Origin of the sequence: Mucilaginibacter sp. UYP27 (genome assembly GCF_040547175.1) — a bacterium.
GTDB lineage: Bacteria > Bacteroidota > Bacteroidia > Sphingobacteriales > Sphingobacteriaceae > Mucilaginibacter.
The window spans coordinates 61,238-84,456 of record NZ_JBEPPE010000011.1 but is presented as its reverse complement, the minus strand read 5'-3'; the positions used below and the strand labels follow the sequence as shown (position 1 = coordinate 84,456).

Annotated in this window: 23 protein-coding genes; 13 read left to right on the top strand and 10 right to left on the bottom strand. The window is 41.5% G+C overall.

Translation table 11 applies throughout. The features are described 5' to 3' along the window. Together ABIB39_RS20820 and ABIB39_RS20815 are read left to right on the top strand one after the other, a co-directional pair. The coding region (locus ABIB39_RS20820; protein ID WP_354432111.1) for an RHS repeat-associated core domain-containing protein at positions 1–746 on the top strand (746 nt) is incomplete at its 5' end. Then, positions 743–1,228, top strand: a complete 486-nt coding sequence (locus ABIB39_RS20815) for a hypothetical protein (protein WP_354432110.1) — start codon at positions 743–745, stop codon at positions 1,226–1,228. The genes ABIB39_RS20820 and ABIB39_RS20815, both read left to right, overlap by 4 nt. Before the next feature lie 57 nt (positions 1,229–1,285). On the opposite strand, the gene ABIB39_RS20810 is transcribed toward ABIB39_RS20815, so the two are convergent. Continuing rightward, positions 1,286–1,621 carry a helix-turn-helix domain-containing protein gene (locus ABIB39_RS20810; protein ID WP_354432109.1) on the bottom strand — a complete coding sequence of 112 codons (336 nt, stop codon included), beginning with the start codon at positions 1,619–1,621 and terminating at the stop codon, positions 1,286–1,288. A 145-nt stretch (positions 1,622–1,766) separates the two neighbouring features. Here ABIB39_RS20810 and ABIB39_RS20805 point away from each other — a divergent pair, with 145 nt between their 5' ends. Continuing rightward, positions 1,767–2,810: an MTBMA_p00010-related P-loop-containing protein gene (locus ABIB39_RS20805; protein ID WP_354432108.1), complete on the top strand. Its 1,044-nt coding sequence runs from the start codon at positions 1,767–1,769 to the stop codon at positions 2,808–2,810. A gap of 74 nt (positions 2,811–2,884) precedes the next feature. On the opposite strand, the gene ABIB39_RS20800 is transcribed toward ABIB39_RS20805, so the two are convergent. Beyond that, positions 2,885–3,082 carry a hypothetical protein gene (locus tag ABIB39_RS20800; RefSeq protein ID WP_354432107.1) on the bottom strand — a complete coding sequence of 66 codons (198 nt, stop codon included), beginning with the start codon at positions 3,080–3,082 and terminating at the stop codon, positions 2,885–2,887. A gap of 233 nt (positions 3,083–3,315) precedes the next feature. Here ABIB39_RS20800 and ABIB39_RS20795 point away from each other — a divergent pair, with 233 nt between their 5' ends. Genes ABIB39_RS20795 through ABIB39_RS20770 form a run of 6 tightly spaced genes read left to right on the top strand, consistent with a single transcriptional unit; the run spans position 3,316 to position 9,371 of the window. Next, the gene (locus ABIB39_RS20795) at positions 3,316–3,741 is read left to right on the top strand and encodes a type IV pilin protein (protein WP_354432106.1); all 426 of its coding nucleotides are present in this window, start codon (positions 3,316–3,318) and stop codon (positions 3,739–3,741) included. Then, the gene (locus tag ABIB39_RS20790) at positions 3,741–4,271 is read left to right on the top strand and encodes a hypothetical protein (RefSeq protein ID WP_354432105.1); all 531 of its coding nucleotides are present in this window, start codon (positions 3,741–3,743) and stop codon (positions 4,269–4,271) included. The genes ABIB39_RS20795 and ABIB39_RS20790 overlap by 1 nt, the downstream gene beginning before the upstream one ends. Beyond that, positions 4,271–5,695: a GspE/PulE family protein gene (locus ABIB39_RS20785; protein WP_354432104.1), complete on the top strand. Its 1,425-nt coding sequence runs from the start codon at positions 4,271–4,273 to the stop codon at positions 5,693–5,695. The genes ABIB39_RS20790 and ABIB39_RS20785 overlap by 1 nt, the downstream gene beginning before the upstream one ends. A gap of 5 nt (positions 5,696–5,700) precedes the next feature. Next, the gene (locus tag ABIB39_RS20780) at positions 5,701–7,635 is read left to right on the top strand and encodes a type II secretion system protein GspD (protein ID WP_354432103.1); all 1,935 of its coding nucleotides are present in this window, start codon (positions 5,701–5,703) and stop codon (positions 7,633–7,635) included. Positions 7,636–7,639: 4 nt separating this feature from the next. After that, the gene (locus ABIB39_RS20775; RefSeq protein WP_354432102.1) at positions 7,640–8,851 is read left to right on the top strand and encodes a hypothetical protein; all 1,212 of its coding nucleotides are present in this window, start codon (positions 7,640–7,642) and stop codon (positions 8,849–8,851) included. A 1-nt stretch (position 8,852) separates the two neighbouring features. Beyond that, positions 8,853–9,371 carry a hypothetical protein gene (locus ABIB39_RS20770; RefSeq protein WP_354432101.1) on the top strand — a complete coding sequence of 173 codons (519 nt, stop codon included), beginning with the start codon at positions 8,853–8,855 and terminating at the stop codon, positions 9,369–9,371. A 239-nt stretch (positions 9,372–9,610) separates the two neighbouring features. Here the strand turns inward: ABIB39_RS20770 and ABIB39_RS20765 are convergent, their stop codons facing one another. The 8 genes from ABIB39_RS20765 to ABIB39_RS20730 form a co-directional block, all read right to left on the bottom strand. Beyond that, the gene (locus tag ABIB39_RS20765; RefSeq protein ID WP_354432100.1) at positions 9,611–10,537 is read right to left on the bottom strand and encodes a hypothetical protein; all 927 of its coding nucleotides are present in this window, start codon (positions 10,535–10,537) and stop codon (positions 9,611–9,613) included. 577 nt (positions 10,538–11,114) lie between these two features. Then, on the bottom strand, positions 11,115–12,263 hold the full coding sequence (locus ABIB39_RS20760; protein ID WP_354432099.1) for a type II secretion system F family protein: 1,149 nt from the start codon (positions 12,261–12,263) through the stop codon (positions 11,115–11,117). A 1-nt stretch (position 12,264) separates the two neighbouring features. Next, positions 12,265–12,744, bottom strand: a complete 480-nt coding sequence (locus ABIB39_RS20755) for a PulJ/GspJ family protein (protein ID WP_354432098.1) — start codon at positions 12,742–12,744, stop codon at positions 12,265–12,267. Continuing rightward, a complete protein-coding gene (locus ABIB39_RS20750; RefSeq protein ID WP_354432097.1) occupies positions 12,734–13,102 on the bottom strand; it encodes a hypothetical protein in 369 nt (122 codons plus the stop codon). Before ABIB39_RS20750 ends, ABIB39_RS20755 begins: the two co-directional genes overlap by 11 nt. Next, positions 13,084–14,370: a hypothetical protein gene (locus ABIB39_RS20745; protein ID WP_354432096.1), complete on the bottom strand. Its 1,287-nt coding sequence runs from the start codon at positions 14,368–14,370 to the stop codon at positions 13,084–13,086. The genes ABIB39_RS20750 and ABIB39_RS20745 overlap by 19 nt, the downstream gene beginning before the upstream one ends. Beyond that, positions 14,367–14,957: a toxin-antitoxin system YwqK family antitoxin gene (locus ABIB39_RS20740; RefSeq protein WP_354432095.1), complete on the bottom strand. Its 591-nt coding sequence runs from the start codon at positions 14,955–14,957 to the stop codon at positions 14,367–14,369. Before ABIB39_RS20740 ends, ABIB39_RS20745 begins: the two co-directional genes overlap by 4 nt. Positions 14,958–14,964: 7 nt before the next feature. After that, on the bottom strand, positions 14,965–15,462 hold the full coding sequence (locus tag ABIB39_RS20735) for a hypothetical protein (protein ID WP_354432094.1): 498 nt from the start codon (positions 15,460–15,462) through the stop codon (positions 14,965–14,967). Continuing rightward, the gene (locus tag ABIB39_RS20730) at positions 15,462–16,427 is read right to left on the bottom strand and encodes a phage tail protein (RefSeq protein ID WP_354432093.1); all 966 of its coding nucleotides are present in this window, start codon (positions 16,425–16,427) and stop codon (positions 15,462–15,464) included. The genes ABIB39_RS20735 and ABIB39_RS20730 overlap by 1 nt, the downstream gene beginning before the upstream one ends. Positions 16,428–16,602: 175 nt before the next feature. Between ABIB39_RS20730 and ABIB39_RS20725 the strand changes: the two genes are divergently transcribed. From ABIB39_RS20725 to ABIB39_RS20710, 4 genes are all read left to right on the top strand, one after another. Continuing rightward, the gene (locus ABIB39_RS20725; protein ID WP_354432092.1) at positions 16,603–17,544 is read left to right on the top strand and encodes a hypothetical protein; all 942 of its coding nucleotides are present in this window, start codon (positions 16,603–16,605) and stop codon (positions 17,542–17,544) included. A 564-nt stretch (positions 17,545–18,108) separates the two neighbouring features. Continuing rightward, the gene (locus ABIB39_RS20720; protein WP_354432091.1) at positions 18,109–21,663 is read left to right on the top strand and encodes a DUF6443 domain-containing protein; all 3,555 of its coding nucleotides are present in this window, start codon (positions 18,109–18,111) and stop codon (positions 21,661–21,663) included. Then, positions 21,663–22,409: a hypothetical protein gene (locus ABIB39_RS20715; RefSeq protein ID WP_354432090.1), complete on the top strand. Its 747-nt coding sequence runs from the start codon at positions 21,663–21,665 to the stop codon at positions 22,407–22,409. Before ABIB39_RS20720 ends, ABIB39_RS20715 begins: the two co-directional genes overlap by 1 nt. A gap of 13 nt (positions 22,410–22,422) precedes the next feature. Continuing rightward, complete coding sequence (locus ABIB39_RS20710) at positions 22,423–22,704, top strand: hypothetical protein (protein ID WP_354432089.1); 282 nt, start codon at positions 22,423–22,425, stop codon at positions 22,702–22,704. Positions 22,705–23,219: the final 515 nt, after the last annotated feature.

Sequence of the window (23,219 nt, the reverse complement as noted above, 5' to 3'; positions counted from 1 at the left end):
AAAAAAAGTGTGGTAGCCAATACGATTATGGCGCGCGGTTTTATGATCCGGTCATTGCGAGGTGGACGAGTGTGGATCCGTTGGCGGAAAAGATGCAGGCATGGACTCCATATCGTTATGGATTTGATAATCCAATGAGATTTTTTGATAGTGATGGGAATATTGAGATTGATCCTAAGGTTGCGAAACAATATCCGGGTCTTGTTTCTTACGCTAAAAACCTTTCTTCAACTTACGCCAACAAACCTCAAGCATTCAGGAATACTTTTAAGCAATATAGCAGGATGACGGACAATGAAATAAAAGATTTTGTCACATATGGTAAAGGGCCTCGAGTAACTGTCGAGAAAAATCTCGCAAATGGAACAGCAAATGGTGAAACAGAATTATATAAAGAGGGTAATGGTTTAGTAAATTCTGATGAGAATGGTAAATACGTAAAAGGTGGAGGACGAGGATTGATTAAATTAGACAATGGAGTTGTTGATTCATATGAAAACGCAACAACAACGGGAGATAAGAATGCAGGGGAATTATACCTTGAATCAACAATATTTCATGAGGGTGTGCATGTAGGAACAGGAAAACGACATACTCAGTCAAGGGGTTCTTATAAAACAAAAAACGAGGAGGGTAAAGAGTTTGAAAAGGCTGCATATGGAGAAGATATTGATAAAGCTCCAGCTCAAAAGATAGCTAATCCAACACTTACTGCCACTCCTCCTAAATTAGTAATACAACCATGAAGAAAGTCATTATCTCCATTATTTTGCTTTTATCCATTCATATGGCATTTGGACAAACAGCCAAACTGTTAATTATGAAGCCAATTATGACTAAGTCAGGACTTAGCATTCGGTATCGAATTGATAATGGAGATACCGCTAAAGTATTCTATAAAATATCAAAAATAGCTTTTTGCGAAGGGTTGGCAGCTCTCAAAATAATTGATCTTAAATCAAAAGTGGAGAAACTCTATTTTCCCTGTAAGGGCTTAATTGATCTCAAAACAATAGCATTTACTGATAAAAATAGTGTTTTACTTAACAGTAATGGTTTATACAAATCAACGCTTTTAATTAGATTAAATGATATATCACCAGCTTTAATTAAAAGACATAGATATAAGATTCAATTATTCTTTAACTACAACAACATACCCACCGAGGCTAAAATTGAATATTGCAATAATCAGTTAGTTTCCAACGAGTTGTGTTTTATGTATTAAACTAGCCCTTATAAGATAAATCTTAAAACAAAAGCCCCTTAACCGGGACTTTATTGTTTAATGAGCGTACGCTTTACCGGTTTTGGCATCCCTGATAATGGCATTGGCCAGGAATATGAGTTTATCCTTGACAGAGGGTTCCAGTTCCTCAATCTCATTGATGAGCTTTAAAGTCTGCTTGTCAAAAGCAGCCTTGTCGCTGCCACCAGCCAAATAATCTAAAGACACTTCCAGTGCGTCTGCAATCTTTTTAGCCACGTCTACAGAGGGCGAAACCTCGTTACGTTCATAGCGCCCGATAATCTCACGGGATACGCCCGCTTCCTTAGCCAGGTCGGCTTGTGAAATCTTTTTAGCCTTACGTAATATAGTGATCTTGTCGCCAATGTTCATGATAATGCACAAAAGCGTACTTAACGCTATTGATTATATCAAATGTAGAGAACAAAAGTTAATAAATAAAATTATCGTACTCTTGTTAAAAACAAATCCTTGTTTACTTTTGTGCAGAATAGTTCTCATCAAACTTTTTTTCAACATGGCGAAACTGATAACGGAAAATGCGGAACTATTGATCTACCTGGACGGCAAACTGCATATTGCCATACTTGGTGGTATTAAGTTAACCGGCTTAGATCGCATGAAAGTAACGTTAAAGCTAATCAGGACGGACTATAAAAATAATGCCTTTCGCCATAACCTTGACCTGTACAACAGCATTCAAGCAGAGCAGCTAATCGAAAAATCAGCCGAAACGCTGGACGTAAGCACCGCAGAGATCAGCACGGCCATAAGCCAGCTAACGACTGCCTTAGAAAATTACCGGGCGGAACGCCTGGAAGCGACGAAGCCCAAACAAGTTGAAAAAAAGCAGCTAACCGAACCCGAGCGCAAAGCAGCCATCCAATACCTTAAATCCGAAGACTTGTTAGAAAGGACAAAACCGGCCATCGCCCAAAGTGGGCTGGTGGGCGAAGAAACGAACAGCCTGATCGCCTACCTCACCTATACATCGAGGAAACGGCATACGCCGCTGCACCTGATGTGCCTGGGTGCAAGCGGTACGGGCAAGACCTGGCTACAGGAAAAAGTAAGCGAACTGATGCCGGAAGAAGATAAAATAGAGATCAGTACGCTAAGCATGAACGCTTTTAACTACTTAGGCAAAGAAGATCTGAAACATAAATTGCTGCTCATTGAAGATATGGACGGCGCAGAAGCGGTACAGTACCCATTACGGGGACTGCAAAGCAAGCGTAAAATATCCAAGACGGTAACGCTGAAAGACAGCAAAGGCAACTTGAAAACGGTAACACTGAATGTAGAAGGCCCGGTTTGCATATCAGGCCGGACGACCAGGGAGCAGCTCTATGAAGACAATGCGAACCGCTGCATATTGCTGTACATGGATAACAGCCCGGAGCAGGACAAAAAGATCATGGATTACCAAAGGAAACTAAGCGCCGGGCTGATCGACCAGTATGAGGAAAGAAAAGTGCGGGAGCAGATCAAAAACGTGCAGCGCATCTTAAAACCTATCAGCGTTAAAAATCCATACGCTACTTACCTCAACTTACCTTAAAGTTATAGAATTTTCTTTACGATTTTATGGTTTAATAAAAATGTGTAGTAAGTACACATTTTTCAGGAGGGCTATTATTTAAAAGTAGCATATTCCCTTAGTTCCAGCATCTTGTCGATCAGCTTAAAAATAGTTTGCTTGTCGTCCTCGTCAAGCTGCTGTATTAAGCGCATTTTTTCTACGGCTGTTTTATCTTCAATAATCACCTCTTTAGGCACTTTGCCATCATGGTTAATTACCTGGTCAGTAGTAATATTAAATAGCTGCGCCATCTTTTGTAGCTCATGTTATAGCAGCAAAACAAACCATTTTAAAGGGGCATTACTGATCAATGTGCGAGGAAACATCCTATATATCTTTTTAAACATTGTATAAGGTGTTCTGATAAGGAGCGGAGAGTGGCACATCAAAACTTTTTTTAAGTTGAGAGTGAATTAATAATTTTTAATCGGGAATTTCCTTATATTAGTAAATAATTTCCGGCTGTTTCCGGGCTTAATTAAAAATGAAACCTAAACATAATCTCTTCAAAAAAAAGGTTGATGCCTTTACTCTAACCGAATTGCTTGTTGTTTTAGCTATCATCGGTATCTTAGTGACGTTGCTTACACCCAGTATGCTCAAATTCATAACCAAAGCTAAAAATGTAGAGGCCAAGACTCAACTGGCGTACCTGCAGACCTTAGAGCAAAGCTATTATTTCGAACATTCACGGTATAGCAATGACTTGATAGAACTAGGTTATGAACAGGGTAAGCTGGTGAGTGATGGTAAAGACGGCAGGGCTAACTATCGCATTGAGATCGTCAGGGCGGACAATACCTCTTTTACAGCCCGTGCGGTTTCCGTAACTGATTTCAACGGGAACGGAAAATTTAACATATGGGAGGTCGACCAGGACCGTAATATCAAAGAAGTGATTCCAGACTAATGCTGCTATTGACTTTACTGATGGTGGGGGTATTGCTGGGGATCATGGTGCAGGACATGCTATGGCGGGCAGTTTACCTGTGGGTTTTCCCTTTGTTACTGATCTTATTTATTGTTGCCTGGTTTTTTCAACGACGAGACGTGACGCTGGCCGTTGTCGCCGGCCTGATCAATATCAGCTTCCTGTTATTTCAGTTCCTGTTGGTATCACTCTATTTCTATATTAAAAACAAACAGATCGTTAAGCTCACCGGTACCTTAATAGGATGGGGGGATATCTTTTTCCTGCTGTGTGCCGCTTTTTATCTTTCCGTGTTAAATTTTATCTTTTTTTATGTCATAAGCTTAATGCTGGCCCTTGTGTGCTGGCTTTTGTGGCTAGGCTTAACCAAAAGCTCAAGCAAGAGTATCCCCCTGGCCGGTACCCAGGCGTTGCTGATGGCCATATTAATCGTCTGGGACCGCTTTGACCGGGTAATAGACCTGAGCAGCGACAGTTGGTTGACTATCCGTTTATTGAAACTGGCCTGATGAGTGAAATTGTATTGTTAACCGAAAATATCCACTGGCTGAGTAAAGATCAGGCTTGGCATTACCGCGTGCTGCCAAAATCGAGAAAGGATGGTGGATTTGTACTTTACTGTGCCGAACATCAAGAAAAGCATACGCTTCAGGATGAACTGGAAATGGTATTGGGCAATACAGTTGAACTTGAGCAGATCCCGGAGAACGAAATCAGTAAACTTTTGTCTAAATATTATATAGAGAAGTCATCCGCCCGTGATACTACCCAATCTACAAGCCGTGGCGATGCCGAGAGTTTCTTTTCCGACCTGATCGCGGAAGCCAAAAGTCTAAAAAGCAGTGATATTCATATCGAAATCTATGAGCAGAAATGCCGCGTTCGCATCCGCGTAGACGGTATGATGGTGGAACGTTACCTATTGAAGCGAGAGGAATACCCCGCCCTGATCAACAAGATTAAGATCAATGCTAACTTAGATATAGCCGAAAAGCGCCTGCCGCAGGACGGGCGAATCAACTATAAACAGCAGGGTTATCAGTTTGACATTCGTGTATCTATCTTGCCTACGCTGCACGGGGAAAAAGTCGTATTGCGCTTATTGAATAATGACGCTACCGGCATTGCATTAACCACACTCGGGTTTTCTGAACAGGACTTATCTAATTATCTGGAAGGGGCTAAACGCACCGCCGGTATCCTGCTGATCAGCGGGCCCACGGGTTCCGGCAAGACGACCACGCTTTACGCCACCCTGAAGATGCTGAACGAGGAAACCCGCAATGTCATGACCATCGAGGATCCCATTGAATATACACTGGAGGGTGTGAACCAAGCGCAGGTCAAGGAGTCTATCGGTCTGACCTTCGCATCTACATTGCGCACTTTTTTGCGCCAGGATCCGGACGTGATCATGGTCGGCGAGATCCGTGATACAGAAACCGCCAATATGGCCATCCGCGCCGCTTTAACCGGGCACTTGGTCTTATCCACCATTCACACCAATTCCGCCTGGGGGACTGTTTCCCGCCTAATAGATATGGGGATCCCCCCTTTCCTAATCGCCAGTACCCTGAATACCACGGTCGCCCAAAGGCTGGTGCGCCTGCTTTGCCCGAATTGTAAAAAAGAGGCCGCATTTGACACCGGCTTATATCCCAAGCAATTCACACCTTTTACGCCGGTCAGCCATCATTATGTGGCTGTGGGCTGCGAGCAATGTTATTTCACCGGTTACAAAGGTCGCAAGGCGGTCTACGAAGTCATCCCGATCGACCGGGAACTGGCCTTTGAAATTAAGGAAGGTAATATGTATATTAATGATTTACTAAAAGATAGGGGGGTACGGACCCTCGCTGAGAATGCCTTTGGGATATTTAAAGCCGGCATGACCTCTCTGGAAGAAATCTATCCCCTGTTATTTAACTACTAATGTGTATGAACAAATTGTTTACCCGATTATTTGCGGCCTTTATGTTTTTGCTGATCAGCCTTAATGCGGCAGGGCAGCAGGACCATGTCCGGTCCGTTGAAAGCAGTCTCCAGCAACTACTTGCAACCGTACCTGGCCTGAACCAGAAAATGCAGCTTACGCTGAGCGGCATATCCCTGCCCCAATACCTTTCCGCGCTTTCCCGGGCAGCAAACCTGAGTATCAGTTGTGATCCCCAGCTGAATTTCCCTGTTAATGATACATTTAACGGTGTAACCGCTAAAGAGGTGCTCACCTTCCTGGCACGGAAATATAACCTGGACATTACTGTGATCGGCACGATCCTTTATGTGACCCCTTACCATGATCCGGCATTACTGGCCGGCCCGCCGGTCAAAGAGTTGCGAATTAATTACACCCGCTTTGATAATACGCTTTCGCTGGAATTGAACAACGACAGCCTGCAGGCTGTCGCCAAGAAGATCACGCTCCTTTCCGGTAAGAATGTGGTAGTAACCGCGGGAATGCAACAAATTATCGTGACCGCCTTTATATCATCCGCCCCTTTTGATGCTGCTATCGAAAAACTTGCTTTTACAAATAACATTAAAGTTGTCAAGACCAACGACGGTTTTTACTTGTTCCAGCCGCTGGAAGAAAACGAGGAGGTATACGTTAACGGGGATAAAGGAACCTCAACGCGAAAAAATTTCAAAAGTGCTAATCAGCAAGGGGGAAGTGGCAGTCGTTCTGGGTTATATAGCCGGTTGGTGAACGGACAAAAACTTTTGTCAGCCGATGCCGTGAATGCTTCCATTGCCGACTTGGTTAAACAAGCTTCCCAGGAAGCCAATAAAAACTATTCTATCTATTCTGAACTGAAAGGCAGCATCACTTTGCATGTATCTGATGTATCTTACGATAGCTTTTTATCCCTGCTACTGAAAAGTACGGATTATACATTTCATCCTGAAAACGGAATCTACCTGATAGGAGACCGCAAACTGGAAGGTCTGCGGACATTTAAAATGATACACTTGGAGCATCGGTCGATCGATACGGTTGCCAGTATGATTCCCAACGACTGGAAAAGAGGCGTAGAAATAAAAGAGTTTCGTGACCAGAATTCTATCCTATTATCGGGATCGGGTGCACAAATCGATGAGATTGAGGCGTTAATACATAAAATGGACGTTTTGGTACCGGTTGTACTGGTTGAAGTTACTATGATCGACATCCGAAAAAGCCGCACGCTATCTACCGGTATAAGTGCCGGGGTTTCTGACAGCGTGAAAACGGGTGGTTCCGTTTTGCCGGGACTGGATTACACATTCGGCTCCAGATCTATTAATGACTTTCTAAGTCGGATCAGCGGTTCGACAAGTTTGAACCTGGGTCGGGTCGTGCCAAATTTTTATGTCCGCCTCAGAGCACTGGAAGCCAGCGATAATATCAATATCCGTTCCGTGCCAAAACTGGCGTCGATGAACGGGCACCCGGCCTTACTCAGTATAGGTAAAAAGGCGTATTATAGAAATACGACCCAGAATGTGATTCCGTCTTTAAATAATCCATCATCCATCTTTACCAATGTGTACCAGGAAGTGAATGCTGATCTGGCAATAGCCGTCAACGCCATCGTATCAGGCGATGACCAGGTTACCCTGAAAATAAAAGTGAACTTGTCTGATTTTACTTCTATACCGACGGATGGTTCGCCGCCGCCCCAGGCTATCAGTAAATTTGAGACCAGCCTGCGCGTTCATAACGAAGACACGATCGTATTAGGTGGGATCGAACGTTCCGAAAGTAGCGAAAGTGGTTCCGGCTGGCCCATCCTGTCGCGCATACCGATCCTTAAATGGGTGTTCAGCAGCAGGTCGAAGTCAACCGCCAAGGTGACGACGGTATTATTCATTAAGTCCACCATTTTACGGTAACGAAATGCTGGAGGAATATTACCAAACGGATCATTGCACAGGGGTGTCCCTGCAGATCAGCCGGAATAATGACCTTCGCGTCACTGCCTGTGCTGTGAGCCGAAAAAAAAACCAACTGGAGATCCATAAAAAGGTGACGGGGCTTTATTCGATCAAACAGTTACCGGAATTTTTGCCGGCAAAAAGCATCGTATCCCTAAACCTGAATGGAAAAGGGGTGTTACATAAACGAACTGAAAAATTCGAAAAGCTAACCCCGGAAATCTTCCGGGGCTTACTTCCCAATAGCGAGCCGGCTGATTTTTATATGCAGCATTTTACATCCGGGGCTTATGCTTATATATCCATGATAAGGAAATCTGATGCGGATAAGTGGTTAGCTGAATTCAAAAGCATTGGAATGGAAATTATCATGCTGAGCCTTGGGCCATTTCCAGTTTATTCAATCATGAAACAGCTTAATGTATACGGTGGCGATTTCCTGTTCGACGGTCACGAAATCGTTCGTGACGAGGCGGATGACTGGACCGGCTATTCCTACCGCGAAGACTCTCGGTCGCCTTATCCTTTAAAGGCTGACCTCGAAGCATTAGACGAATCCCTGCTGGTGCCCTATGCCGCTGCCTTCCAGGTTGTGCTGGAAAACCGCCTTTTACCTGTCAAAGCACAAGTATCCGTCGTTGATGCGGCCCTGGTGCAGCTGACTGAAAAAAATAAATGGAAATTGTACGGGTTGATTCTGCTCGGTTTTTTCTTTATAGTACTTTCTCTGAATGCCTGGGTTTTTTCGAAATTGTTCCGTGAAAACAACGAGCTGGAAGCCACGACGCTCAGTTCGCAACAAAACACTGCTGACCTGAATGATATGGAAGGTCAAATCAAAAAAAAAGAGGTTCTGCTGAAACAGTTTGGCTGGGACCAGGATCTCAATAAAGCGCTTATGATTGACCGGTTGGCGTCCGTGCTGCCGTCCGACGTTACACTGGATGAGGTGTCCGTCAACCCGGTAGATCCGGTCGAAAGCCGAAAGCTGAAAAGGCTGCAATTCCGTGACCGAAACATCCAGGTAATCGGTACGTCATCCGGCATCTTATCGGTTAATGAATGGGTAGCCCGGCTAAAAGTCATGTCTTGGGTGAAGAATTGTACCGTACAAAGTTTTACCATAGACCCGGAAAAACAAACAGGTCAATTTACCCTAACCATACAATTTTAATATGGGTACGATCATACAGGAAAGAAAATACATATTGTGGGCGGGACTTGTCGCATTTCTACTGATTTGCTACCAGCTCGCTTTCAAGCCGACAATCGAAGCCTGGAGCAATAACCGGGTACTGACAGCCAACGCGGCGCAATCTAATACAGAAACTACCAAACCGCTTTATCAGGTACGCAAAAAAAGAAATCTGGATACCCTGATCGCCCGGTTTCGGATAGACACTGCCGTTTTCCGTAACCAGGTAATTAACAAAATTGGGCTCATCGCTCAAAAACAAAATGTCAGGTTAACTGATATTCCGGTTCCGGACCCGCTGTCCTCCACAGGCAGCTACCTGATACAAAAACTAGTATTGGAGGGAGAGTATGATGCGTTGCTGCACACTCTGGACCAAATGCGTTCGACGGCCGAGATCGGCTTTATACGTTCCGTTGCACTGCAGATGCCTGACCGTGATCGTCTCACCAAGCAGCAGGTCTTACATATGACCGTTTATGTAGAAACAACCCGGTAGACTAAAATCAGTTAAATACTATATGAACTGCGTTGTAAAGCATCAGGCTAAATGACGATATACATAAGCGACCTTAATACAGGCGGCGACTTAATTTTACGCGCGGGACAGCAGAGCTTAAACAGTCCATGAAAATCTTACCGAAAGAATGGTCAAAAACGGAGACTATAACTTAAAAATGATTATCAGTTAGACACCAATTTCGATTGATTATTTGATGTTAAAGATATGATAACGACCTACCTGTTAAATCGACTTTCTAATTTTTGAATCCTTTTACTTTGTTCTTGGTTCAATTTTGCCTGTTCTAAAAGGTACAAAGTCAACTCTTCCACCTTTTTAGTAAGTATCTTATTAATTTCACCTAAATTCAAGCCTTCCTTTTCAACCTGTTCCGCAGATGGTAAATCAGACAAACGATGGTTTTTTTCTATATATTCTTTCACGTCTGTAAGTGACGTCAGTTTATAGCTTTCATGAAATACATAATCTGGCCACCCATTTAAATTCACTTTAACTTCTTTAGCATGAACTGTGCCATTTACCGACAATTTCGCGTCCGGGATTGACGTCCCGATACCGACATTTCCTCCTGCGGTAATTCTCATTTTTTCAGACAAATTTTGCAAAGTTGTAGAGAATACCATATCAGCATTATCAACATAGGCGCCAGTCGGCTGAACCATTTTAAGGGATCCTAAATTGAAAGACTGGGACTGACTTTCTCCTTTAAAAGTCAGATTTAAGCCTATGTAATCAGTTTCACTCCCGGTATTTGGATTAGCGTTACCGGCACCGGCTATTGTTAATTTACTTGTAGGATTTGCGGTACCGATGCCGACATTTCCAAATGATGTTATTGTAAAGTAATCCGATGAATTGGTGGCTGCAAACCGGGTGATATAAAAACTGGGATCCGTCTGCGATTTTTGTTGAATATACCATTCACTATTAGAACCATTATTATATAAATGAAACCCGGACTGACCACTGTTGTTAGATGAAATCATTCCGCCTACTGTAAATTTACGATTTGGTGTTGAAGTACCTATTCCAACATTACCGGAATTACTATTGTAAATATTCGTTCCATTGGCCACCCATTGCCCATAAGACAATTGAATACACGCGATAATTGATATAATTGTCAAAGAGAGATTTTTCATGATGGGTTTGGTTGTTTTTTGATCAAAGCTAACACTTCCTGATCAAATAAAGTTAAACGTTATTTACAAATAAGTTTAGAAATTAAAAATTGAACTATTTATAAGTGAGTTTTTTAAAGCGTTTAAGCCATTGACAATAAAGCGCAATTTTTAAATCTCCGGAAAATACTGCTCAACTCTTATAAGCGGTTGCAAAAAGAGATAGTAGGAACCTTACTGAAATGCAACCATTTGTATAAATAATATATATTTATTGGTGACAGTCACAAAACGGTATAAAAATTGGAGGAGAAAAACTATGTTTTCAGTCATTGTCCACTTATTCAAGTGAAACGCTATTGGCCGGGATGCCACTCACAACTTTTTGAATAAGACCGTTAGCGAGCAACGTTTACCGATAAAGCACACTCTTATATCCTGGCTTGGGCGGATACCCTGCCAAATTTAAGGAGCTGAAAAACAAGGGTTAGTTGTCATTATCGCAAATGGATGCACAGTCTAAACATGAAACCGACGCACTACCAATTTGATTACATAAGGATTTTTTCAATTTTTATTTGCTGTACAACCTTTTCATCTACTGCAAATTATTGCTCATCTGGAACAACGGTAAATACAAAGCGATCAGGATTACCGCAACGATCGCCCCAAGAAAAATGATAATCAAAGGTTGCATGGCGTTACTTAACGTGGAGGTTTTGTACTCTACTTCCGTGATATACTGGTCGGCTACCCAGCCAAAAAAGTGGTCAAGTTTATTGGTTTCTTCGCCGACTTTGATTAACTGAATCATTTTAGGCGGATAGATCCGAAAACCTTTTAGGCTTTCATGAAGGGATGCGCCCTGTAAAACGCTTTCTTCTACCTGCTCTAACGAAACCTGGATAGGGTAATATCCGATCATCTGCCGGCAAAGTGCTATCGCGCGTAACAGGGGTAGTTTTGCATTGATCAGCAGCCGCATCGAATTCGCAAAGCGTGCGAGGTAAACCTTTTGAACCAGATTGCCCACCAGCGGCAGTTTTAGCAGCATTCTTGAAGATAATTTACGAAAAGTCAGGGTGTTTTTAACTCTATAATACATGGTGAGTAGGATAGCCAGAATTATCAGGAAAGGTAAGAAGCCGGTTTGAACAGCTTCAGAAAATGCAATAATCCTTTGGGTGATCCAAGGCAGTTCCCCGCCGAAGCGTTTAAAAATATCTCCGAACATCGGCACCACAAAATGGATCATAAACAGCAGCAACCCCATCGATGCACTTAATACGATGACCGGGTAAGTTAGGGAAGAAATGATTGTACGCCGCTGTTTGATTTTGTTCTTAAAAAAAGCCGCCAGATCAAGAAGTACCTCGGTTAATTTGCCTGTTTCCTCGCCGATCTGTAAACTGTAAATTTCGTAAAGCGAAAATTTTCCGGTCTTATTTAAAGCATCCGAAAATGCCGCACCCTCTAGTACAGCGCTCCGGACCGTCTCAAATAACAACTTATCCTTTTCCTTACGTTGATCCGCGGTGACCAGTTCAATCGCGCTGCTAAAGTCGATGCCTGCCATCAATAACGAACCAAGCTCCAGGTAAAGAAATTCTTTTTTCTGGTCCGGCAGACCATTTCCTCCCAATGTGATTTCCCTATTGAAAAAAGCACTGATCCGGTTGCCCATGTCCTGCTCATTTGATCTGGCCGGCTTCTTTTTCTCGTATCTGCTGAGGTCTATTGATGGCATATTAATTATTAAAAAGTTCTTCCGAACTGTAAAATTTACGATAACTAAATGGTATGGTGTCTTTACGGAGTAACAATTGAAAAGAAAGCCGGTCAACCAAGCTGTCCGCGGAAGAGGTCGTCAAAAGTTTATTCTCGAACGTCATTTGCAAATTCCGGATTTCCACATGGAAAGTGTCCAAACGGGCGCTTCTGCGTAGCATGTAGTTATCCTGGAATTCATAGACGATAGAATCCTGCCCGTATATCACCAAGCCGTCGGGTCTTGTGCAAACACGGCGACTGCGCGCAAAGTCCCGTTGCAGCGTTCTGCCCAGTTGCATGATAATGCTTGTCTCTCCGTTTTTTTTTTCGAAAGCCAGGTAAGATCGGTACACGATCACATAAGCGGTAAAAGCAAGACCGATAAGCAGGGCTGATACCATCATAGTGATCACCATCTCCAAGATGGTAAACGCGGCGAATTTAACGTTACTCCGCATGATCCTTGATAATCTGATGTAATTCTGCCAGGTTTCTTCCTTTATGGTCAACCGCAATCAGGTTTACCTGAACTAAACCGGTATGACCGGCTAAGGGAAGAATTGCCTGTCTGACCTCTATATCCCCTGAATTGAAAGTTAAATCATCACGCGTTGTGGAGGCTACTGTCTTTTCCATCTGCTCTTTCAATAAAGCTGCTGCACGAATTTGGGTAACCGACACGGAACTTTTTAGCACATTGGCCAATATGACCATGGCCGTACTAAAGACCACCACTATAATCACCATGGCCACTACGGTCTCCAAGATGCTCGAGGCCATCAGTTTAGTGTTCAAATTTAATTGTTTTCCAGCCATTGCAATACTTTTTGTTCTGGTCCGCTTGCTGGTAGCACCGGGCTGGTTAAGTAATCTTTCGATAAATCCGTGGAACGGACACTCAGGTTAATCAGGTAATTTTCATAAGTGCTATACGCACTTTGATAAAGAAATCTTTTAGTGCTAAGACTGCCTTTTACTTGGACACTGTCCTGTAACAGCAAATTTCCCGGAGAGTAAACCTCCCCGCGCAACAAAACATGTTTATTAAGGGCAATCATCGGCTTAAGTTCGCTATCCTGCTGCTCAAAAACAAACACCAATCCGTTCATTTCAGAACCGGAGCCAATCCGGATCAACGCATGACTGTTTTCCTTGGATTGCTGAAACCGAACGAGGCCCAAAACGGATGGGTACAAAAAGTGGCAGTTCATGCCTGTCGAAATCGAGTCCCTTGCAAAAAATTGCCCGTTCCCTGAAAAGCCAGGGCGAAAGATCATCGCCGGAGCATCAATTATGATGTTTTTACAGTGAAAAGAGCTGTCAATGACCAAGGTAGTATCCGAGTGTACACGGACGTTGCCCGTAAGATTGAGGTTGGACAATGTAAAAGCTTTTTTGCCTAGGTTGATGACCAGCGTTTTTTGTAGATATGACCTAAAGATATTCTTTTTAACAAATACATTAAGAGTCCCGGCCTCTGCTTCCAATTGTGTATGCAAGTGGTCAAGTAGGATGATCTTTAGTGCCGGTAACTTCTTTCCGCTGTTGTAAATATGGCCTTTGACAAACTTACGGTCACCCGTATAGGCCCTATTATCTACAAAGGCTGCCCGGATACCGGATTTAGGCAAAAAAGCATTGCCGTTAATTTCAGTTTGACCGCTCACAGAAAGCGGGCGGTCCTCATCTGCCAGGTGAACCGACGACCATTTAGTAGAATCCAGCTTGTTGGCAATCATCAAGACTTTATAAAGCGTGTCTTTCTGGATGATGGCTTTAGCTATGCCAACGGTAAAAACGCCCCAGGTCTTTTTCTCCAGCAGGACAGAATCGTTGCCAAGTCCAAAAAGGTCCATTCTTCGTACGGTGTAAACGCTGTCCCCCCCGTTAAGCAAAAGATTAATACCGGAATTCAGATTGTTTTCCAAACGCTGGCTCCTGGTTTTTATCTGTGCCTGCATACGGAAAAAATAGGCTGCCGTGATCATAGTCACACAAAAAATAGCAATCACCAGTGCCATGATTACCACAATATATAACGCTGACGCCGCCATCTTTTTTTGAAAAAATAACCCGGGGATCATAGCGCTTTTGAATCAGCCTTTTTCTTCCTGCGGAACACGTTAAGTTTTTTCCACAAAGACACTGGTTGCGTGATTATCCCATTTTTATAATAACTGGTTACGACGGAATCCCCGGTGACATGACGTTTAAATTGCCCGTCCAATAAGCCTTTAGAATAGCTGCCTGAAGTTAAGATTAGACCAGTGCTGTCAAAAGTTTGAAATGGTCCGTTTTGGATCCCCTTCTGCCAGATAGTAACCTCGGTCAGCAAGCCGGATAAATTCCATTTTTTCCAATTCCCATCTTGCAGGCCTTTGCTGAATGCCCCTTCTTCCATCAAATTTTTGTTCGAATAATAGGACCTGTACAAACCATTCAGCAATTTTCCGCTGTAGCCACCCTGCGTATGCAGGATTTTTCCAGCGCTGTACCAAAAGTAGATCCTGCCCGGTACCGCATTAGGTAAACTGCCGAAAGGGATCGTTTCAAACAGCAGCGTTCGATCTTCCTCATTCAGGCGCACCCGGTTAATCCCGTAATCAGGAATATGCTGTGCCGCTGCTAAAGTGTAGCTGAACATAAAAGCTAAAATTAAAGTTCTTCTCATTTGATGACTAGCTCCGCTTGATAAAATGGACCTTGTTTTTGTAAATAATTTTAACGGAATCCCCCATGTTGCGTACCATTTTGATGCCTTCTGCACGCTCACCGTCTGCCACCATGGTGCTTTTGCCATTGATGCTCAACACCGAAATCGTTTTTTTCGATGAAGGGTTGTTGATAAATCCCGAATATTTAATATTGCTCAGATCCTCGGTCACCTTAAGTAAATTCCTTGTCTCAGGCATTAATGATCTTACAGGTTTTCTGGAGGTGTCCTTTAATGGTTTCAACGACCCAACATGAAATGGATCCCGGTAATTTAACGCAAGATGTGCGGTGTCCTTCATTACCGCATAATCATTGAATGGTGGATTTTTGCCCGTCACCTTGACTTGTGGAAGATTCGGCTCATCTTCATTTAGTCCGCTGATGATTCCTTTTATACTATTTGCCCATATGCCGACTACGGCAATTCCCAAGACAATATTGATAATGGCTTTCTTACTCATCACTGCTGGATAATGAAGTGCCTGACTAAGCTTTTCAGGCCCTCGTTCCCTGCGGCGTCGATTGCGGCGACCTGCCAGTATACTTTTTCATTAGCTGTTCCTGACTTAAAGCTGTAACTTAAAGTATTGGTTAACGTGAGCGGGAAGTTCTCATCGTAGTTGGATGCGGAGTCAGATTTCAGTGCATAAACTTTATATTTAACCGCACCCTTCACAGCCGTCCACTGCATTGTTACCGGTCTGCTTACTGTACTTCCGCTAAGGGGTGCCGACAGAGTCACCGTTTCAGGTGGCGTATGATCGTAAACAACCTGGTTGACCTGGGACCACCTGGCTTGTGCAGTATCGTTTTCTGCACGGACCCGCCATTGAAAAGTTTGGTCTTTTGAAAAAGTATAAACGATCTGTTGCCCTGGTAAACTAACGTCGTAAAGAATGGCACCTTCATTTACAAAATTATTGGTGTCTAACTGAAAATGATATTTTGTTGCCCCAAAAAGGCTGCCCCATATAAAGGTTGCAGCAGAGATGTTGGTAACCGTGTTATTGGCCGGCGAAACCAGCTGTACGGCCTGTTGTTTAATGGACGACTGCAAAACGCCAAAGGTAATCGGCGCACTGAATTCCGTTTGCGAACTGCCGTTTAATCCTCGGACCCGCCATTGGTAATCTCCAGGATCAAGGTTGATAGAAAATGAATTTTTTGCAATAACCGTATCGAGGATCAAACTGCCCGGCGCGTCAAAGTCGGGGGTCACCACCTGTAATTGATAAAAACCAGCATCCTCCACTTCGTCCCACCAAAAGTTAAGCGTGTATTTAGGACTTTGATAGTTCGAAGCTGGCGAGCGTGGCCGGATAACACGCTTATTTAAAGACGGCTCAATGAAATCTTTACAGGAACTGAGCCCTAAAAAAGAAAAACAAAACATTGTGAATATAAGGCGTTGGCTGACATTTTTCATGCAGCACTAAAGTAATGTTTATCTGTGAAAGTCCAGCCAATAAATCAAACATACTCAACATTTTTTCTTAATATTGAACTGCTAAAACAGTGCTCTGCATTATGCTTTCTAAGTTTAGTCTGTATGCCAGGAGCCCAAGCATTTAATAAATATAAAACCACCTAATCAACCTCACATGAAAATAATACTTTCCATCCTAATTGTTTGTTTATCATTCATAGCCAATGCCCAGTGGACAACGTCCGGCTCTACGACTTCAACAACGAATACTGTGGGCATTGGGACCGCAAATCCTGTGGGAAAATTGGATGTTAACGGTTCTCTGGCCTTGAATGGCAGGATCGTCAGTGAAATAAAGTCTTTTCCGGTAAGTACTGACGGTGCGGTTGTTATTGCTAGCGGCAGCCGGATTAAAGGTACATACACCGTTTCGTTTGAAGCCCCTAACCGGATTCAGACGGTTAACTTATTGGTAAATGCTACGCAGTACGACGCTGCCAGTTCTTTATCAGTACTAAGTGACGTTTCTTTTAATAATTCAATTGTGATGTCTAGTTTTAGACTGGCGTTTAGTTCAGATATGACCATAGTATATCTTTTGTGTAATGTAGCGAACAGGAATGCAGGGAACGAGATAATTGCTAGCTTTTCAGGTACCGGAGCATTCCCTCCTAACTGGGGTGGTGTGTTACCTTCAAACCCGTCATACCAGGGCGTATATCCGATCGGCATCACTAATGGTAACGTAGGTATTGGTACCCTTAATCCCAACGGGTACCGGCTTGCTGTGAACGGTAACCTTCATGCAAAACAGGTCAATGTTGATTTAAACAACTGGGCAGATCATGTTTTTAAGAAAGATTACAAACTGACAGATCTCAAGGAGATTGAACAATTTGTTGACAAGTACCACCATTTACCTGAAATTCCGTCGGAAAAGGAAATGATCAATAATGGACTTAACGTAGGGGAGATGAATAAGTTGCTGCTTCAGAAGATTGAGGAACTGACGTTGTATATGATAGCAGCTGATAAAGCGTTAAAGGCTGAACGTGCGGCGGTAAGGAAACTTGTGGTTCGTGTAAAGGCATTGGAGCTTAAAAAAAAAGACAGCTAACCCCGCCAGATGAAAAGGAATAACGTTCCTTCTACGTGAATCTACCGGCGGTGGCGGCTACGATGATGTCCGTATTTATCCCGCAAATGCGCAGTTGACTACATACACTTATGATCCGTTAATTGGGATGACCAGCGCTATCGTCCCGAAAGGTTATACGACCTATTATGAATATGATGCCTTTCAGCGATTATTAAATATTAGGGATCAAAATAAGAACATCCTGAAAAACTATCAGTACAATTATGCGCAGCAATTATGGTACGCCTACAGTCGTAAACAACACTTACACCGCGGAAATCAATTCGGGCTCCAGTGTCAGTAATAAAGGACAATTTGCGAATGGATGCGGGGCCGGGAGTTAGTGTTTTTACCCTTCAGCAGCCCATAAGGTGGTCAACAACTGAAGCGTAACTGTAAAAATCATCTTTGCCCTGCTGTAGGCCGTTTAATGTTTATACAAAGATGTCGATAAAATAACATATCAATAATTAAATAATAACAGAATAGGTATTAAAGAAAACCACTTATCTTACGCTTAATTATTTCCTTAACCTTAAACCTATGAAAATAAATACTTTGGCGCATTCGAAAACCTTAATTGCTTTTCTTTTTGCCATTGCCGGATTTCATTTCCATGCATATTGCCAGTTGGTATTAAGTTCTCCGAATACCTCGGGGGCTTATACCGCGCCTACAAGCATTACCTTAAGCCCCGGATTCTCAACTGCTCCCGGACAAACTTTTTCTGCGACTATAACTGCCGGATGTACGCCATTGGCTACTGCGTTAAGTAATAATCAAAATTATATCGTCACCTATACCCCTCGGGTTGCAGGTATAACTAATCCTGCTGACCCCAATAACACCAGTTGTCAAGTTATGGCCACTGTACAGTATTTTGATGGATTAGGCAGGCCTATCCAGGCAGTACAGGTAAAGGGAAGTCCAACATTAAGAGACATTGTTCAGCCTACGGCGTATGATCAATTTGGTCGCGAAGCGGTTAAATATAATCCATACGTTATTTTACCAACTGCTTCAAGTGATGGAAGTTTTAAAGGTAACGCTATTGCGAATCAAAATTCATTCTACGCCAACCCGGGGAATATTAGTACCTGGAATGCACCAGGCGTGGTTAAAACACCATTTCCATTTGCCGAAACAGGTTTTGAACCATCACCCTTGAATAGAATTGTTGAACAAGGTGCTATGGGGGAAAACTGGCAATTAGCGGCTAAGCCTGGTGCTAATAGCCCAGGTCATACAAATAAAATTAACTACGCTTCTAATGATGCCTCATCACTTACTAACGGAACTGGCTATTGGGCTAAACAATATAGCGTAGCTCTCGATCTCAATGGAAAGCCCTCTCTTTTAGATCGGGGTGCCTACGGTATAAATCAACTCTATGTTACTGTATCAAAAGATGAGAATTGGGTTTTAAGTGACGGTAAAGCAGGGACTACAGAAGAATATCGAGACAAACAGGGACGTACAATACTCAAACGAATTTATAATACGGGTGGCGAGGCCTTATCAACCTATTTTGTATTTGATGATCTAAACAATACAAGTTATGTATTGGCTCCCAATTCCTTGCCTGATAATGGAGGTTTAACACAAACTGTCTTAGATAAGTTATGTTACCAATATCGTTTCGATGGAAGACAAAGAATTGTTGAAAAGAAATTACCTGGGAAAGGTGTTGAATATTTGGTTTACAATAAAATCGATCAGGTGGTTGCAACCCAAGATTCTATACAAAGATTAAATAATACCTGGGCATTTACTAAATATGATGCTTTATCATGTCCGGTAATAACCGGTTTATGGAATAATGGAGGTACGAGAATCAACCGACTAACCCTCCAGGCACAAGTTGATGGCCAAGGAGTGCAATGGGAGAGAAGGGATAATTCTAATAGTGGTAATGATTACTATACATCATCGTCCTTCCCAACTTCAAATATCATCAAATACCACACTGTTGATTATTATGATGATTACGTTATTCCAAATCTTCCCGCTACTTATGATAAACATGCAGCATATAGTCAAATGACAAGAAGCTTACTCACGGCAAGTCTTACCAATGTTTTAAATTCCAATGACATGCTTTGGACAGTTCAATATTATGATGATAACGGCAGGTTAACAAAAACAATCGAACAACATTACTTAGGGGGTAGCCTGAATGTGGCAAATTATGATGAAACAAATACAAATTATAATTTCACAAATAACATTGTAGCAACTCATAGAAATCATTATTCGGCCATGAACCCCGTTTTAGCTATTGCTGATAGCTTGGTTTACGATCATGTTGGAAGAAAAATCCAACAATGGCAACAAATCAATAATAATGCTCAGGTATTAATGGTAAAAAATGATTTCAATGAAATTGGGCAGCTAAAAATCAAACATTTGCATAGCGTAAATAGTGGGACAAGTTTTCTTCAAAATATTGCATACCAGTATAATGAAAGAGGTTGGATGACTAAAGATAGTTCAGGGTTATTTGTAATGCAGCTTAAATATAATGATGGAACAGCACCACAATTTAATGGCAACATTGCAAATCAGTACTGGGGTACAGGAAGTAACTTAAATAAAGGGTATTCCTATAGTTACGACAAAGTAAACCGTTTGCTAACAGGCATTTCCAGTGAAGGTTTTACAGAACAAAATATTGGGTATGATAAAGTAGGAAATATACAGTCATTAACCCGTTTAGACCCAAGAACATCAACTACTTCCAATTTGGTTTATGGCTATGATGGGAACCAGTTAAGTACATTGACCGGCACCCCGGTTACAGGTACTTATCAATATGATGGAAATGGGAACGCCAAATTTGACGCGCTTAATAATGTAAATATTGCCTACAATACATTAAACCTGCCGCAAACAATAAGCGGCAGTAAATCGATTACTTACACCTACGACGCTGCAGGAAACAAATTAAGAAGGGTTAGTATCAATGCTACTATAGGTACCGATGATTACATTAAGGGAATACAATATCATAATGGAGCTGTTAACTATATATTAACGGCAGAGGGCAAAGCCCGTAGGAATCAAACATCAGGTGCTTATTCCTACGAGTATTCGTTAGAGGATCATCTTGGTAATAGTAGAGTGGATTTTGATGATAGCAGCCATGTGGCCAGAGTTATACAAAAAGATGATTATTTTCCTTTTGGCCTAAACTATAACCGCTATACATTTGGTTCCAAAAACACTTACCTCTACAATAAGAAAGAGCTTCAGGAAGAATTAGGCCAATACGATTTTGGATCTCGTTTTTATGATCCAAAAATTGCACGTTTTTTAGTCCAAGATAGATACCTGGAGAAATATTATTCCAACTCATCATACAGCTACGGAGCAAATAATCCAATCTTCTTTATTGACATGAATGGAGACAGTATCAATGTTGCTGAAAAATATAGGGAACAATTTAATAAAGCATTGGCCAGCGTCTTTGGAAAAAACGCAAAGGACTTTTCTTTTAATAAATCAGGTAACTTAGTTTATAATGGAGATCAAAAATCGTTCTCAAAAGGTGAGGCATCATTATTTGGCCAGTTAAACGGAGTTATGAGCGAAACCACCCAAACTAATGTTGCTTATGAAAGTAGCTTTTCCTTCAAAGATAAAAATGGAGCTAACCTAACTATTGATCCTACAAAGTCGGGCGGTGAGGGTACGCTACTTGCAAAAGAAAACGCCAATCTCACCCAAAATTATATTGTAATTGATCCGAAAGGGACTTTTCCAATGACGGTTTATGAAGTAACAGATAATTATTATAAAACCAGAGCTTCAGGTACACCACCTAATCTTACAGATCCCCCCAATTTTAAAGCTAACGCAGGAGTAGTTGTTAATCCAGCGAACGCTACATTACACGGCATAGGCCATGTTATCAATGCAGGAAAGGCACAAGGTGGTGTAATAAACTTTGATAATGCGGCAAGGGCTTTGAACAAAACACAAAACCCTGATGGTACATATACACCAAGTCCATTGCCTAAACGAAATTATGATGAAACCCATAATCGCACCGTTATTAATGGGCAGGGAAGTCCATTAGAAAAGAAAACAAATCAATAATGAAAAGCCTTATATTCTATATAATTACTTGCTGTTTGTTTATAACATTCGAGGCATTCGCTCAAAATGAGGGTCCTGATTATTGTCATTGTAGAGTGGCATCGTCTAAAATTCTTGTAAAGAACAATCCTGATAAAGGATTTTATGCTAAAATCAGGAAAAAAGAAAGTAACCTTAAAATTTCCTTTTACAATCCTACTGTCGATACTTTGTACCTCTTTAGTAGTTATTTGCAGCATCAATTTATTAGTTCCAAATACATTCATCGGATTGATCGTAAGCATAAGATTTACAAAATTTCTTTTCTACCCTTAGTGCCACGACTTTACGTAAAATATTCCGACAATGTAATCAACGATAATGCGATTGTAAGTCAAAACCAAGTGGTTTATAATTTTATTAAATTCCCACCATTAACAAAGATAGATATTGAACTTCCTTATGACACTTTATTCAGCCACAGTAAGGAAATTGATAATGTTTCGGAAGATTACAATGTTAAAAGCTTAAACAAGTATTCAAAATCGATCCCGTTCAAACCATACACATTTGATCTATTTAAATCGAATTATCAGCTTAATTTTGAGTTTGCCATCTATAAATCTGTTAATTTATTATGTAATGAAAAAGCCTTTTATCTACAGGAAGCGGCTTTTGATCAGCAATCAAAGTCATTTCAAACAATTAAATTAAGATACAATGTTAAACTAATTAAAGAAAATCCTAGCTGTAAAAGCTCCAATTAGCCCCCCCCTTGTAATGAAAATTTACTTGGCGTTTACTATACTTTTTGCTCTTTTTTATGTATTTGCTCTTTACATGACTTCAAAAAAATTGAAGGAATTAAAAGGGATGGCAATGGTTTCAGCTAATTGGTCAGGAGGAACAAATATAAAAGAGCTTAAACAGCTTCTTGACCAAACGACAGACATGAGTATTATAGCAAAGGCTAAACCGGTCATTAGCCTTATAAATTTGTCTAAATATATAATGTATGTTATTTTCGTAACTTACCTTGTGTTAATGGCAATTGGCGTTTAAATATCATGTTGGTTCCATATTGATTGTTATGGTATAAAGAAATGTTATCCTAACTGGAAGATCAAATTGTCCTTATATTAAATGAAGATCCTTGTACAAAAGATGCAAGATACTGGTGAATTTATCAAAAAAAACGATTAGCATTCTTTAAGGTGTTTAATGATAGTAAACTACAGATATCAATTGAATGTTGTAAATTGCTGTTTGCTTGGATAAGGTTTAAGGAATAATGTTTAAGAAGCTAAGTTATATTCTTTTGGTCGCGGTTTTAATTGGTTGTAAGCCACAATTTCTTATCATTACCCAAGATCAAATTGCTAAATTTCCATGCGTTACAGCTGTACGCATTGAGTTTCCTGGTTTAAAGCAAGGCCAGGTATCGTAGTATGAATCTTTAAATTACTCACCGGATTACGCTCATCTTTTATGAGAAACGGTGCATATTAGGGGGTAGTTTAAAAACAAAAAAGCCTGCAATCATTTGATTTGCAAGCTTTTAAACGGATTTTATTCTG

Coding starts and splice junctions, on each gene's coding strand:
- ABIB39_RS20790 (WP_354432105.1), top strand. CDS start 3,741: ATGCTGCTATTGACTTTACTGATGGTGGGGGTATTGCTGGGGATCATG.
- ABIB39_RS20710 (WP_354432089.1), top strand. CDS start 22,423: ATGAAAATTTACTTGGCGTTTACTATACTTTTTGCTCTTTTTTATGTA.
- ABIB39_RS20815 (WP_354432110.1), top strand. CDS start 743: ATGAAGAAAGTCATTATCTCCATTATTTTGCTTTTATCCATTCATATG.
- ABIB39_RS20720 (WP_354432091.1), top strand. CDS start 18,109: ATGAAAATAAATACTTTGGCGCATTCGAAAACCTTAATTGCTTTTCTT.
- ABIB39_RS20785 (WP_354432104.1), top strand. CDS start 4,271: ATGAGTGAAATTGTATTGTTAACCGAAAATATCCACTGGCTGAGTAAA.
- ABIB39_RS20745 (WP_354432096.1), bottom strand. CDS start 14,370: ATGATCCCCGGGTTATTTTTTCAAAAAAAGATGGCGGCGTCAGCGTTA.
- ABIB39_RS20780 (WP_354432103.1), top strand. CDS start 5,701: ATGAACAAATTGTTTACCCGATTATTTGCGGCCTTTATGTTTTTGCTG.
- ABIB39_RS20795 (WP_354432106.1), top strand. CDS start 3,316: ATGAAACCTAAACATAATCTCTTCAAAAAAAAGGTTGATGCCTTTACT.
- ABIB39_RS20750 (WP_354432097.1), bottom strand. CDS start 13,102: ATGGCTGGAAAACAATTAAATTTGAACACTAAACTGATGGCCTCGAGC.
- ABIB39_RS20800 (WP_354432107.1), bottom strand. CDS start 3,082: ATGGCGCAGCTATTTAATATTACTACTGACCAGGTAATTAACCATGAT.
- ABIB39_RS20715 (WP_354432090.1), top strand. CDS start 21,663: ATGAAAAGCCTTATATTCTATATAATTACTTGCTGTTTGTTTATAACA.
- ABIB39_RS20805 (WP_354432108.1), top strand. CDS start 1,767: ATGGCGAAACTGATAACGGAAAATGCGGAACTATTGATCTACCTGGAC.
- ABIB39_RS20755 (WP_354432098.1), bottom strand. CDS start 12,744: ATGCGGAGTAACGTTAAATTCGCCGCGTTTACCATCTTGGAGATGGTG.
- ABIB39_RS20765 (WP_354432100.1), bottom strand. CDS start 10,537: ATGAAAAATCTCTCTTTGACAATTATATCAATTATCGCGTGTATTCAA.
- ABIB39_RS20810 (WP_354432109.1), bottom strand. CDS start 1,621: ATGAACATTGGCGACAAGATCACTATATTACGTAAGGCTAAAAAGATT.
- ABIB39_RS20740 (WP_354432095.1), bottom strand. CDS start 14,957: ATGAGAAGAACTTTAATTTTAGCTTTTATGTTCAGCTACACTTTAGCA.
- ABIB39_RS20725 (WP_354432092.1), top strand. CDS start 16,603: ATGAAAATAATACTTTCCATCCTAATTGTTTGTTTATCATTCATAGCC.
- ABIB39_RS20730 (WP_354432093.1), bottom strand. CDS start 16,427: ATGAAAAATGTCAGCCAACGCCTTATATTCACAATGTTTTGTTTTTCT.
- ABIB39_RS20770 (WP_354432101.1), top strand. CDS start 8,853: ATGGGTACGATCATACAGGAAAGAAAATACATATTGTGGGCGGGACTT.
- ABIB39_RS20735 (WP_354432094.1), bottom strand. CDS start 15,462: ATGAGTAAGAAAGCCATTATCAATATTGTCTTGGGAATTGCCGTAGTC.
- ABIB39_RS20760 (WP_354432099.1), bottom strand. CDS start 12,263: ATGCCATCAATAGACCTCAGCAGATACGAGAAAAAGAAGCCGGCCAGA.
- ABIB39_RS20775 (WP_354432102.1), top strand. CDS start 7,640: ATGCTGGAGGAATATTACCAAACGGATCATTGCACAGGGGTGTCCCTG.